Origin of the sequence: Allobosea massiliensis, from assembly GCF_042655245.1 — a bacterium.
GTDB lineage: Bacteria > Pseudomonadota > Alphaproteobacteria > Rhizobiales > Beijerinckiaceae > Allobosea > Allobosea massiliensis.
In genome coordinates this window covers 101993-114391 of record NZ_JBHSLU010000017.1, presented here as the reverse complement: position 1 = coordinate 114391, position 12399 = coordinate 101993, and the positions used below count along the sequence as shown (strand labels likewise).

The window sequence follows — 12399 nt, the reverse complement described above, 5'->3', positions numbered from 1 at the left end:
GATCAAACCGATCCTGCAACCCCAAGAAGAAAATCATGCTTGCCATCCTGACCGCCAAGATCAACTCCTACCTGCGCTATCGCGCGACCGCGAAGGCTCTCTCGCGCCTCTCGGATCGCGCGCTCAACGACATCGGCATCACCCGCATGCAGATCGACAGCGTCGCCCGCATCCCGCGGTGAGCGAAACGAGCCCGACCGACACGTCGGGCTCTTTTTTTGCCTAAGGCGGCAAAACCCACGAGGATCCCATGCTCGACGCCACAAAGATTGGCTACCTCCGCTCCTCAGCATCCTCGACGGCACAGCCAAGGCCAGCGTACGGGCCAACGAAGGCGATGCTCAACAAGCTCGTTAAATCCGGCCATGTGCTCGTGGAAAGCGGCGCCTATCGCCGCTCGGAAGCTGGTGATGACGCCCTGCGAGAGTTTGACCGCCTACTAACTGGGGACGACATCGCTCTGCTGCGGTCCATTGCCCGCGACGAGAAGGTGGGAGCCGAGGCTGCCGGGCTCAGAAAGCTACGGGACGCGCGGTTGGTGTGGATCGCACCGAACCTGAAAAACCATCTGACCGCAGAAGCCGAAACGCTTCTGGAAGGTCTCTGAGCCACGCTGAAACTGGCGCTATCCGCCCCCAAGTGCATCTGCTATAATTAGGCATTATTTTTCCTTCTGGTCCCGCGATTTCTCGCCGAGGGCGCAAATGCATTTGTCGAATAGCAGTTCAGAAAATAACGCGATTATTCCGTCAGCCGCCGACGCGAAAATCAGGCCCAAAAAGCCTCCAGTCGTGCCGGTCTTCAGCCACGATGTGGTCGACGTAATCAGCGTCAGTGACCCCATTGCTCATGAGCGGCGAGCGTCCTACCGCATGCTCGAAATCAAGGTCGACGGATCTGGTGAGCCAGAGCACGTCATCCTCCCCGCAACGAAGGCCGGCGATGACACCCTGCTGCGCGCCGTACCCGCGCTGTTCGATGCCGGCGTGCGCAGGTTGACGCTCTACGTCGCCTCCGCTTCGAGCTGGAAGCATCGACGCGTCGAGGGGCTGAGCCTGCTGGCGCCCGTCGAAATCCCGGTGCGTGAGGCCGTGCGTGAGCCGGAGCCGGCCCCTGAGGCGGAGACACGTCCAAGAACGCCCCCCGTTCAGACGCCAAAGGCGCCTACGCCCGTGAAGGTCGTTCTCGAGGGAGAGCGCCTGCAGGCCAAGCGGTACAACACATCTGACGGCTTCGATCGTCAGGTGATCCGCTTTCCCGGAAAGGGTCCTCTCTCGGCGCTTTTTCAGGGTGAGGGGTTCTATCGGTGGCTGAAGTTCGGCGACGTATTCGTCCTGCAGACAGTCGCGCAGCCCACAGCGAAAGAGATTCGGCAGACGTTCAAGTCGGCCACGGCACTCAAGAACGGTGACCGTGAGGTCTATTTCCACGGCATGACGCGCGCTTCGACGCACGGCAAAGCCAACGCTCCCACCATCTTCTTCATTGCCGCCCCGCATCAGAGCGGCGTTCAGGTGCAACGGGCGAAATAGGGGTTTCCGATGAATCCACACGTGCAAATGAGCCAGGTCGCCACCGCGTGGCCCGGGCTGCGCAGCGAGCGTGAAATCCTTGCGATCCTGCAGGCCAACGTCGGCATCGAGAATGGTGTCGTGGTCGGGCTGGAGGCCGCCGCCCACGCTATCGTCGCCGAGCAGCCGTCCCACGTCCTCATCCTCGCCGAGGTTGCGGCAGAAAGGCAGCGCCAGATCGACGTGGAAGGATGGACCGCGGCTCACGACGATCGATACGCCCATCCTGAACTCGTGGCAGCAGGGCTTGCCTACCTCGACCCGAAAAACCAAACCCGCAAGCGGCCGCCGCACGGCTGGCCATGGGACCGCGTCTGGTGGAAGCCCAAGGGCTATCGCCGCAATTTCATCCGAGGCATGGCCCTCCTCGTCGCCAATATCGAACAGCGCCGGCGCGCCAGAGCGCGAGCGGACGGTTAGTCCAGCCTCCGCGGCCCTGGCAGGTCCGTAAAATCACCTCTCACATCGAAATATTCTGGGGAGAGAACTGACACCCTCCCCAATTCGCGCCTTGCCGGGTAATTCTGAGCGACCTAAGCTCGGCATATGGACAGGATTCTCGCTCCCCGCGTTAGGATCGCGCCAGCTTCCGGCGAGCCGCAGTCTGGCGGCATCGTGTCGTGGCCGGTAACGCTATCAGCCACGATCTGCGATCTCGAAAAACCGGACTGCCACGACGCAATTCAAGAGCGAATATCAGCCTGGATTTCCGAACGGCATGGATTGGAAATTGCGCCGGGCTTGAGCATCCAGCAAATTTATGATGATCAGGCAATAATAAGTGCAAAATTCGCGACGAAGACTGGGCGCGGATGGACGATAAGATGTCGCTTCGGGCGTGTTGCGTTTGATCTCACGCTGATTACCGAGCAAGGTCATTCCCGATTATTACTTGATGTCCCAAGTGATTGTGTCGGTTCTGATCAGGTTGATATTTTCCATTTTCTTTCCTCGAAATTCGTGGCCGTTCGGGATGGCGTTCAACTCCATGCCCGCCCCCAATTGGCCAACATCAAAACGATGCCGAGGCTGATCGAATTCATCGAAGACGCAGGCCGGAAATTGCCGGTGGTTGTTGTCTCCTTGGACGAAAATGAGCGCCGGATCGCAACTGCTGCGGTCGATCCATTCCAGCTCTCAAAGCGGCTGATCGGAGTGGCCCACGTCATCATCGTTCCAGGTGACGAGACCTACCTTCTCTCGACACGGTTCGGCAAAGAGCTCTCGGCATATCGTCGCGCCATCCGCGTCTACGGGCCGGGTTTTTCCCCTACAGGTCCGGGCGCGAGCCAGACGGGGAGGGTGATCCCGTTCGATGAGAAGACGCCCGATGCCGTCCTCACGGAGACGGCACGCACCGCCGTCCGCCTGCTCGGGAGGCGTGAGGAACATGTCGGGTTCGAGGACATCTACTCTCTCGACAGCCATTTACGGTTGATCCCTACCTCTGTCGCTGCAGATCTCACCGAAAGCCTTCATCTCCGGCAGAAAATCGCCGAGCTCGAAGCCGCTCTTGAGCGACGAACCGCTGCCCTGCAGATCGCCGAGGCCCGCGTCGCCAAACTCTCAAAGAGCCAGGCGCCGGCGGCTTGCGAGACGCAAAAGCGTCGGTCGGTCGCAGAAGTGTGCGACTGGGCTGCGTCTCATTTTTCCGGTCAACTCGACATCTCGAAAAAGGCGATAAAATCCGCGAAGGGCTCGGCACTCAAGGATCTCGAAACGCTCAAGAGCGCGCTATCGGTGCTGGCGGTCGAATATCGCAAAATGCGGGTGGACGGCGGGAAGGAGGCTGTTCGCGCCCTCGATGAGGCGCTCGCCCGACTTCACCTCGAGGCAGCCCCGGTCGCGCCGCGCACGCTCGACAGCGCCAAAGGAAGGCTCTCGATCGAAGGGACGTCGACGAAGCTCCTCGCGGACCACCACCTCAGAAACAAGGGCAATCCCAACGACCCGACGAAATGCATCCGCGTCTATTTCGCCTGGGATGAAAACCGCAAATTGGCCGTCGTCGCCTCCGTTCCAGGCTATCTAGGCTAAATCAATCATCCACTATTGCCGCGTTCGCTGGTGAGGCACCCAAGCCGATAATCCCAGTAAGGACAGGCAGATGCTGAAGCTGGCCTTTCGCCCCTACGCAGGCGACGACCGCGAAGAGAAAATCGAGAGCGATCACATCGAGCGCGCGCTGCTCGCTGCCCTGCCGGGCCAGATCGCGATCGTCAGCACGTTTCCGTCCGACGCCACCCACGTTTTCGGACGGCCGCCGAAGAACTGGGCCCGGCCGGCAACGCTGTCCTACCCGGCGGCAAGCCACCTCCACCTCGACTACTGGAACTGGGATGGCTTCCTTTCGAACGCGCGTCGCACGACCCAGGTGCATGACCTCGCTGGCGCCTCAAAGCGTGTTGCGGAAATCCATGCCACCGGCCATGACGCCTTCGTCAAAGCCACCATGCCCAAGTTCCACACTTCAGTCGTGCCGCGCGGCACCACGCTGTCGCGCCATCTCGATGCACTCGTCTATTCCTTCATCGACCGCGGCCCCTGCCTCATCGTTCAGGAGCGCGTCGAGATGAAGCACGAGTACCGGATCTTCGTGGTCAACGGGGAACCCGTGACCGGCGCCGGCACCGTCTTCAGCCACACCCCTGACGACAACCAGGCTCCGTTCAATCCGCTGGTTTCGACAAACCCTTCCGATGACAATTGCACCTCGGACGAGGCGCTGGTCGGCCGGTATCTCGACTTTGCCCGCCAGGTCATCCCCCTGATGCCGACCCAGAGCTTCTCTCTCGATGTCGCGATGATCAACGGCGAGATCGGCATCGTCGAGCTCAATCCGCTCATGCTCGGCCAGATCGGCCTCTTCGCCTGCGACCCCACGCTTCTCACGTCGGCAGTGCTTCGCGGCTGCGGCCTCGCTTCCTGATCCGATTTCCTCAGTACGGAGATTACCCATGACCGCTGGCCCACAGTGGAGCCATCTCGCTATGGAAGCCGCCCTCTGCGTCTGGGAGGACCTCCTGGAACGCTACGATCGTTTCCCAACACAGAACCCCGGCATCGTGGCCCAGTGGAAAAAGAACGGGACCGTCCACATGCGATCCCTGTGCCCCGCGATCGGTTCGTGGATTGTGGAGGCCTTCGAACTGTTCGAGCGCGATAGCCTGGACGGCACCGCATACGACTGGGATGTCGTGCCCGCGTTCGTCAATCTGGTGGACTGGGAAGACCAGCGCCACAAGCCGAAGCTGATGGCGCCGCTCGCCGCAGCAAAGCTCGTCGCACAGCGGCTCGGCGGCTCGCTCGCCTGCGCCTCCGAGGGCTGAAGGCATGGCCCGCACGTTCTATCGACAGTCGCAGCTGATGCTTCCGCTGCTCGAAGCCCTCGAAGAGCGCACGACGCCTGCAAAGATCGGCGATCTCTATGACATCGTCGCCGACAAGATCGACCTCGCCGACGACACCCGCCGGGCAAAGCTCCAGATCGGCGCCAACAGCTACAATGGCTTCGAACGGAGCGTTCGCTGGGCGCAGCAGCGGGCGAAGCTCATGGGGCTCATGACGCCGGCGGAAGGCCGCACCTGGGAGCTGACCGGAAAAGGGCAGGGAGCCCTCAGGAAGGCCATGCCGGGCATGGTCGTCACCATCTTCGTCACCGACCGCGGAGCGGCCCTCTACGGCCACTGCGAGGACGCCGTCGGCATGATCGACGACGGCTCGGTCAACCTCATCTTTTCGAGCCCGCCCTATCCCCTTTTGCGGAAGAAGGAATACGGCAACCGCGACGAGGCGACCTATGTCGACTGGTTCTTGCGCATCGCGGAAGGATGGGGCCGCAAGCTGACCAGCGACGGATCCGTCGTCATCAACCTGGGCGACGCCTGGCGCCGCGGCGAGCCGACACTCTCGCTGTATCAGGAACGCCTCCTGATCCGACTGGAGGACGAGCTCGGGATGAAGCTGTGCCAGCGCTTCGCCTGGCAAAATCCCGCAAAGATGCCGGTGCCGGCGGAATGGGTCACGATCCGCCGCGTCCGCGTAAAGCCCTCGCTCGAAAGCATCTTCTGGCTCTCGCCCAGCGATCAGCCTTACGCCAACAATCGCGCGATCCTGACGCCCTATTCGGATTCGATGCGAAAGGTGATCAAGGACGGTGGACAGAAGGGTTCCACCAGCCCGGCCGGCTACCAGAAGGACGAGGGTGCATTCGCGCGTGACAATGGCGGAGCCATCCCCGGCAACCTCATCACGGCTCCGAACACCGAGAGCAACTCGCACTACATCCGCTGGTGCAAGGAACGCGGGCTGCCAGTCCATCCGGCTCGCTTTCCCGCTGAGGTGCCCGAGCACTTCATCAAATTCCTCACCCGCGCCGACGATTTGGTCTTCGATCCCTTCGGAGGCTCGCTGACGACCGGTGCCGTCGCCGAGAGGCTCGGCCGCCGCTGGATCGCCAGCGAATGCATGCTCGACTACATCGAGGGCGGACGTGCCCGATTCGCATGATCGCCGGCGGACGGTAGCGGCACACGAAAAAGGCCCGCTCCGGAGGAGCGGGCCAAGTGGTCAAACCCCCGTGGTGCCGGAGTAAAACAGACCTTGAGCGATTCCCGGCGCGCAGCGCGGCGGGAAAATTCAATCCGGAAGTTTCGGAACAATCTGCTTCAAGGCTCTAAATAATCGCCGTAAAATCCGGCGTCAACGAATAAATCACTCTAAACCGCCGACGGTGCGCGCTCCGATATTCGATGGACGCGTCGGTGGCGGTCTAAAAACGTCAATGCTTCAATGGGTTGGATGCGTGCGGATGACGCTGAAAATCGGCTCCATTGCGACGTGCCTGATTAGCGCGTCGCGGGTGGTCAGAAAGTGTCGCCTCGCCTATAATGGCGATATATCGAAGGCGGTCTCATTTTATCGGGAATTATCCGCCGTGATTGGAGCTGCGACACGCCATGGCCTATCTCGATTTCGACTCCGGCTCCCGCTTTTTCGCGCACAAGCCGACCGAGCCGGAATTCAAGATCGCTGCGTCCGTGGCGCTTGAGATCGCAGAGAAGGCCGCGGACCTTCAGAACCGCTTCCTGGCCAAAGTCGGCCTCACGCTTCGCCAGGCACAGCGTTTGAGCGACGCCGAGAAGGAGCGTTTGCAGCGCCGGTACACAGAGTTCCTTCTGGGCTAAACCCCGGAAATTATTGAGGGGGCCGTCACGGCCTGGGCCTTTCATGACCGACTTTCAGATCCCGCGGCTTCGCATGACCGTCGCCGAGGTTCCTTCTCCACCCCTTGGGCCAGTCAACGACTGGCCTCTTTCGCGCATCCTGCAGGTCGCGGGCTACGTCGGCGTGATGATTGCGGCGATGGGCACCTTCCCGGAGCCGCTGAACCATTTTGTGCCGGTCATCCTGTTCGGTGTCACGGCTGTCACGATCATGATCGTCAACTCGATCAACTCGTGCACGCTCAGCTACCTCGAGACGCACACCGACCTGACCTATCCACGCTTTGCGCCGACGGTCGTGTTTGCGCTCCCGCCGGACCTCGAACAGCCCAGACAGGTCTACAGCTCGCCGTACCCGTTCGACCCCATTGGGGTGATCGCTTGACGCTGAACAAGCCCGCCGTCAGGCGCTGAACCCTCACCGGTCCCCGCGACGCCAACATTCAGGACCCCTATGGACCGCCTTTCCTATCGCCAGATTTCCGAGCAGTTCCGCGTCGGGAACGTGGTCGAGAGCTTCGAGCAGCTCGAGGCCTATCCGCACTACATGGTCCGCACCGGCGCCCGCTTCGAGGTAGTCGAGAATGCCCTGGATGCGGCAGGCCCGCTGAGGCTCAAGCTGCTCGATCAGGCCGATCTCATCGCGGGTGACCTCACAGAATGGGATGGGTGCCTCGAATTTTGGGGTCCTGCCCAGGACGGCATTTCGAACGAGGCCGGGGTCTCCGATGAGGACGTCCAGAACCCCGGTCACGCTCTCAACCAGGCCCTTTTCCCGCTGACCGTCGCTGCCGCGTAAGCGCACGCCGACCCCTTGCACTGGACGCTCACATGATCGACACCATCGAAGCAGATCAGCCGCTTTCCCTCGACGATTACGTCGACAAGAGCATGCTCATCGTCGACGACGACAAGCCCTTCCTGCAGCGGCTGGGCCGGGCGATGACGACACGCGGATACGACGTCCGGACTGTCGACACCGTCGGTGCTGCAATCGCTGACATCGCTTCCAACCCGCCGGCTTTCGCCATCATCGACATGCGCCTCGAGGACGGCTCTGGCCTGGATGTCATCCGCAGCCTGAGCGACCGCCGACCCGAGGCGCGCAGCGTCATGCTGACCGGATACGGCAACATCGCCACCGCCGTCGCCGCCGTGAAGAACGGCGCCTTCGACTACCTCTCCAAGCCTGCCGATGCAGACCAGGTTCACGCGGTGCTGATGGCATCTCCGCTGAGCGGCAAGGTCGACGCCCCCGACAGCCCGATGTCGGCCGAGCGTGTCCGCTGGGAACACATCATGCGCGTCTATGAGATGTGCGACCGCAACGTGTCCCACGCGGCCGAGAAGCTGAACATGCATCGACGCACGTTGCAGCGGATCCTTTCGAAGAGAGCCCCTCGCTGACCTTTCGCAAATTCCAACCCCATCAATGCCGGCCGCCAGGCCGGCATTTTTCGTTTGAGGATCAAGCATGACATCGTCTCTCGCTCAGGACGTGCCCCTGCAGGCCTTGCCTTCCTTCGAGACGCTGGCGCGGCTCAAGCCGATCCCGCACGAAGGGCGCCCCATCCAAGACGTTCTGATCGACCTCAACGAGGCCATCAAAGCGGCCGGCATCGAGTTCGGCGAGAGCGAATTTTCCATTCTGCGCTACGTCGACGACCTGCCGGAGACCTTTGACAATTTCCGGTGGATCGACTGCACCGCTGTGCGTGGTGGGAATGAGGGTTTTTACGCCCACATTTCGCTAGTCCCGCGTCAGCACGACCGCAATCCAACGATCCTCATCGCGACCGCGAAGACCTGGTGCTGGTCCAGCGCGCTTGCGATCGCGGCCGCGGCAACGCGGCTTCTTAGCGATTAAGCGGCATAAAACAGCCTCTTCGCTTTACATGCGATTTGGCGGTCTGGCATAATTCGCCTCAGGAGTAATTTTGTGAAATTCCCTCGTATCTTCGCAGTGTCACTCGGCCTGGCTTTTGCCGTCGCCGGCGCTTCTGCTTCATCCGCGAAAGCTGACTCCAAAATCATGATCGAGAACGCAGGCAACCCCTTCGCAGACGCGCTAGCGATCGCCGTGCAGGAGCGCGCCGGGATGCGGGGCCAGCGCCACGAGCTCAAGCCACTCGTGGAAAACCTGTTCGCAGGTCAGTCTACCGCCGCGTTCTCGGAATTCCTCTCGCAGATAGTCGCACGCGACCTGCCGTTCAGGGCGGTCAAGCTGAATGTCCCAGCCATTGGTGACGCCCTCGCAAACGGCCAGAAATTCGCGATCGGTTTCACCCCCGACCAAATCCGAGCAATCATCGGAGAAGCGGGCGCGTTCCACAGCGAAGATACCGTCGTTCTCGCGTTTTCTACCGATCACAGCACTGGCGCTGTGAAGATCGACGCCGCCGCGATCGTCAACAAGAAGCTCTATCCGTAAGGCTCTGATCCGTGGCTTCCATCCAGATGATCTACAGCCCTGCTGGTACTGTGTGGAACGGGGCAAGCCACCAATTTCTCCTGTACTCGCGGGACGATGGCTCGCAGGAGGTCGTTCGCGGCGGGCCAGAACACGATCAGACGTTGCAGTTCAAATCCATGAGCGCGAGATCCTTGCCGCACGAAGAGCAGCTGCAGGCGTCCCGCTTCGGGAGATTGGCCGTCTCGATCGGCCCCTACGACATCACCTCCCCAGACTGGCCCGGCCTCCAAACCGATAGGGGCGTGGTTTTCGACCAAGCGACCTTCGACAGCTACTACAAGCAAACGCTGAAAGAAGGGCCCGACTCCGCTCTTGAATCCACCTGGACGGACATCAAGAAGCACGCCATGGAGATCGATGCGCAGGGGCATGTATACGCCCCGACGGGCCCTAACTCGAACTCGCTGGCAAGCGAGTCTGTCCGGCGGGCGGGGATAGACGCTCCAAAAGCAGAAAATGGTCACGTTTTTGGACTTCTGAGGGACGTCATGCCGTGGGCGCCGGGCGCGGGGCATCGCCTCGAAACGCCCGAGCAGATCAGTGAAAGGCAGCTGCGCGAGTCCGAAGCGGCCCTTGAAAGGCGACCCGTTGGCAATCTCCTCGCATCGCTGAAACTCGTGGAGGCAGAGCCGGTGAATCTCGGGCCACAGCGGGATCTGGGCCTTGCACAGCCGAAGGCGCACGGCATCGGCCTTGGAGACTGAAAGCGGGACAAGCGCTCAGAGATGAAGGATCCAGTCCGGGGAGGCTGAGGCCAGAAGGTCTCAAAATCCCATGGAGGACGATCGATGGAACACCGCGAAACCTACCATCTGAGCGACCGCACCCCGTCCACCCCCTTCGACTTCACCATGTTCACGATTGCCTTCTTGGCGGTCATCATCTGCGTCGGCGTGCCTGCGCTTTCGACCTATCTCGGCTTCACCAAATTCGCCCTTGGCGCTCATATCGTGACCGCGATCATCGGCGTCGGCTTCGCGATCAAGATCGGGCGCAGCGGCTGAAGAGGAAAGGGGGCCCGCGAGTGCGGGCCTTCTTTTTTGGCGATCGGACAAAACTCCGCAAATTCGAAAATCGAAAGCCCGGAGAGACAAATGCTCAAAGCCAGCATGTATTTCGCTTACGGCCGTGACGCACGCACAGGCCTCCAGTCGAAAACGACATTCGAGGCGATCCTCGCCGGCGAGCGGACCTCGACGACGCGGTTCGCAGTTTGGCCCGGTTCGGAAAGATACCGGGTCCTCAAGGTCGGAGACACGATCCGCTTCTTCGAGGATCGCGAGATGAGGGGGCGGCACGTCGACGTGGTCGTGACCGAGCTTCCGCGCGACATCGATCTCGCGCGATGCAGCCAGGCCGATCTCGCGAGCTGGTCGGCATGCGAAGGCTGGTCGGAAACCGCTGGGCGCAGCTATGGGCGCCGCTACGGGCTTGGGCTGCAGGTTCGATACAAGGTCGCTCGTTGACGATTGGCGATAATCTGCCAAAAATTATCGATAGCGCGATTTTGGAAGGACAAGCCAATGCGCATCGTTCTGGCTGCTGCACTCATCACGATCGCCGGCGGAGCTATCGCCGACGATCGCACGAACCTCGCAAAGCGCTACGAGTCTGCTGAAAGCATCAAAGCCTTAGTCGAAGCCGGGCGTCCCTTTTTCTCGGACCTCAGTCGTGCCTGCAGGAAAGTCACCCACCTCCTAACCGAATTGAGGGAGGGCTGGGGACAGGACCCCGTCCGAAATGAAGCCTACTCGAGCATCTCGTCGTGCTGTTTGGTGGTGGGCACCACCAATCTCGCATCTCTCATAAACGTTCTCGTGCAAACCCAGCTAGCGCCCACGAAGAGCGCAGCTGTGAATTACGCTTTTTCGGCTGCAAGCGCACCGGTCCATGCCTCGCTCGAACCATTGATCAGCGACGCTCGCGCCAGTGCCGATGGGCAATGCAAAAAGGTGCCCGTTCTCGCGGCGATCTTAACCGACGCATCGAAGTGACTGCAGAAGATTTGTCGGCCGGCGCCGAGGGAACGCCGGCCGACAAGGTCAATCGCTCATCATGCTTTTGAAGACGAGCCTCGCATGGGGGCTTTTGGTCGAGTAGCCGACCACCGTGCAACCCTCGCGAACGGGCCCGGCGCCAGACAGGGTCACCGTCGTTCGGTCGCGCGAGTAGGTTCCCGTCACCTGATACTCGGCCGGCGGGCAGCCCTTCTTGAACGCCACCGCCATGCCCTTCAAGCGGCCGCCCTCAGTGAAGGGATCACCGCGGAACAAGATGGTGCCCTTCTGAGCGGTGCCGGCCAGGGACGCCTTCGGCTCCTCATAGACGATGAGGCCATACTCGAAGGCCATCTTCATCATGCTGCCGTTGTGATCGTAGGGACCATGCGATGACGAGAGGTCGCCCAGCGTGTCGAAATTGAAAAGGTCGGCCTGGCTGGTCGTAGCTTTCGGCATGGACGCCGCCGTCGCCGCTTGCGCAACGACCTGATCAGATCCTCTCCGACCGTCGGGCCACGCAACGTTTTGCCACTTCCCGTCCTTGTCGAAGCGGCCGACCTCACGGCAATCGGCCGCTCCCACCTTCCCGCAGGCGCTTCCGTGATAATGGAAGGTGACCTGATTGCCGTTCCTCATCGTCTCTTCGATCTCGGCTTGCCGAAGGACGCTGTCCCCCACGGCGTACGTGCCGTCGGTACGGCTCACCGCCCAGCGAACACCGTGCCCTGCGGACCCGGAGTCGTAGCTTGCAGCCCCGACGCACGATGTCCTCTGCGAAGTCATGAGCAGATCGGGCACGTAGTCCGAATTCAAATCGACGGCCGTCACGAACGGCTCCTGAAATTCGATCTTTCCGCCGAGCATAGCGCAGGATTTCGTCAGCGAGTCCTTGTAGGCCTGAACGACCGGCTCCCCTTGAGGCGGGGTCACCAGTGGACCAATGCCGCCAGGGAGTTTTCCCATTCTGCCGGTGGAGACCGAAAACAAAGGCTCCTCGAGCGCATGAACAGCGTCCACCGAAAGAGCGAGCGCTACGCATGAAGCGGCAAGCATCGACACGAGCTGGTTCTTTGTCTTCACGCCTCAGTCCCCTTGTGCATCTTGTGGTGGAACATCACAGACCTCTTTCA

The 12399-nt window shown here is 61.2% G+C and carries 19 protein-coding genes; 18 read left to right on the top strand and 1 reads right to left on the bottom strand.

Annotation, left to right across the window (positions count from 1 at the left end):
* The first annotated feature begins 35 nt into the window (after window positions 1–35).
* The 18 genes from ACFPN9_RS09580 to ACFPN9_RS09495 all read left to right on the top strand — a co-directional run bounded on the left by ACFPN9_RS09580 (window position 36) and on the right by ACFPN9_RS09495 (window position 11263).
* Complete coding sequence (locus tag ACFPN9_RS09580) at window positions 36–182, top strand: DUF1127 domain-containing protein (protein WP_156449977.1); 147 nt, start codon at window positions 36–38, stop codon at window positions 180–182.
* Window positions 183–250: 68 nt separating this feature from the next.
* On the top strand, window positions 251–607 hold the full coding sequence (locus tag ACFPN9_RS09575) for a hypothetical protein (RefSeq protein ID WP_377816698.1): 357 nt from the start codon (window positions 251–253) through the stop codon (window positions 605–607).
* A gap of 97 nt (window positions 608–704) precedes the next feature.
* Window positions 705–1532 carry a hypothetical protein gene (locus tag ACFPN9_RS09570; RefSeq protein ID WP_377816696.1) on the top strand — a complete coding sequence of 276 codons (828 nt, stop codon included), beginning with the start codon at window positions 705–707 and terminating at the stop codon, window positions 1530–1532.
* A gap of 27 nt (window positions 1533–1559) precedes the next feature.
* Window positions 1560–1991: a hypothetical protein gene (locus ACFPN9_RS09565; RefSeq protein WP_377816694.1), complete on the top strand. Its 432-nt coding sequence runs from the start codon at window positions 1560–1562 to the stop codon at window positions 1989–1991.
* A 126-nt stretch (window positions 1992–2117) separates the two neighbouring features.
* A complete protein-coding gene (locus ACFPN9_RS09560) occupies window positions 2118–3608 on the top strand; it encodes a hypothetical protein (RefSeq protein ID WP_377816692.1) in 1491 nt (496 codons plus the stop codon).
* A 70-nt stretch (window positions 3609–3678) separates the two neighbouring features.
* The gene (locus ACFPN9_RS09555) at window positions 3679–4500 is read left to right on the top strand and encodes an ATP-grasp domain-containing protein (protein ID WP_068078868.1); all 822 of its coding nucleotides are present in this window, start codon (window positions 3679–3681) and stop codon (window positions 4498–4500) included.
* A gap of 61 nt (window positions 4501–4561) precedes the next feature.
* Complete coding sequence (locus tag ACFPN9_RS09550; RefSeq protein WP_377816689.1) at window positions 4562–4900, top strand: hypothetical protein; 339 nt, start codon at window positions 4562–4564, stop codon at window positions 4898–4900.
* A 4-nt stretch (window positions 4901–4904) separates the two neighbouring features.
* Entirely contained in the window at window positions 4905–6080 is a 1176-nt protein-coding gene (locus ACFPN9_RS09545) for a DNA methyltransferase (protein ID WP_377816687.1), read from the top strand.
* 449 nt (window positions 6081–6529) lie between these two features.
* Window positions 6530–6757 carry a hypothetical protein gene (locus tag ACFPN9_RS09540; protein ID WP_377816685.1) on the top strand — a complete coding sequence of 76 codons (228 nt, stop codon included), beginning with the start codon at window positions 6530–6532 and terminating at the stop codon, window positions 6755–6757.
* Between the two features lie 43 nt (window positions 6758–6800).
* A complete protein-coding gene (locus tag ACFPN9_RS09535; RefSeq protein ID WP_377816683.1) occupies window positions 6801–7181 on the top strand; it encodes a hypothetical protein in 381 nt (126 codons plus the stop codon).
* 69 nt (window positions 7182–7250) lie between these two features.
* Window positions 7251–7595, top strand: coding sequence for a hypothetical protein (locus tag ACFPN9_RS09530; protein WP_377816681.1), 345 nt, complete (start codon window positions 7251–7253; stop codon window positions 7593–7595).
* Window positions 7596–7627: 32 nt separating this feature from the next.
* Window positions 7628–8203 carry an ActR/PrrA/RegA family redox response regulator transcription factor gene (locus ACFPN9_RS09525; RefSeq protein WP_377816679.1) on the top strand — a complete coding sequence of 192 codons (576 nt, stop codon included), beginning with the start codon at window positions 7628–7630 and terminating at the stop codon, window positions 8201–8203.
* A gap of 91 nt (window positions 8204–8294) precedes the next feature.
* Entirely contained in the window at window positions 8295–8663 is a 369-nt protein-coding gene (locus ACFPN9_RS09520; protein ID WP_377816677.1) for a hypothetical protein, read from the top strand.
* Between the two features lie 72 nt (window positions 8664–8735).
* The gene (locus ACFPN9_RS09515) at window positions 8736–9227 is read left to right on the top strand and encodes a hypothetical protein (protein ID WP_377816675.1); all 492 of its coding nucleotides are present in this window, start codon (window positions 8736–8738) and stop codon (window positions 9225–9227) included.
* Window positions 9228–9238: 11 nt separating this feature from the next.
* Window positions 9239–9973, top strand: a complete 735-nt coding sequence (locus ACFPN9_RS09510; protein WP_377816673.1) for a hypothetical protein — start codon at window positions 9239–9241, stop codon at window positions 9971–9973.
* 84 nt (window positions 9974–10057) lie between these two features.
* Complete coding sequence (locus tag ACFPN9_RS09505; protein WP_377816671.1) at window positions 10058–10273, top strand: hypothetical protein; 216 nt, start codon at window positions 10058–10060, stop codon at window positions 10271–10273.
* 90 nt (window positions 10274–10363) lie between these two features.
* A complete protein-coding gene (locus tag ACFPN9_RS09500; RefSeq protein WP_377816669.1) occupies window positions 10364–10735 on the top strand; it encodes a hypothetical protein in 372 nt (123 codons plus the stop codon).
* Window positions 10736–10792: 57 nt separating this feature from the next.
* Window positions 10793–11263, top strand: coding sequence for a hypothetical protein (locus tag ACFPN9_RS09495; RefSeq protein WP_377816667.1), 471 nt, complete (start codon window positions 10793–10795; stop codon window positions 11261–11263).
* A gap of 48 nt (window positions 11264–11311) precedes the next feature.
* Here the strand turns inward: ACFPN9_RS09495 and ACFPN9_RS09490 are convergent, their stop codons facing one another.
* Window positions 11312–12349 (bottom strand): hypothetical protein, encoded by a 1038-nt coding sequence (locus tag ACFPN9_RS09490; RefSeq protein ID WP_377816665.1) that lies wholly within the window; start codon window positions 12347–12349, stop codon window positions 11312–11314.
* Between the last annotated feature and the right edge of the window lie 50 nt (window positions 12350–12399).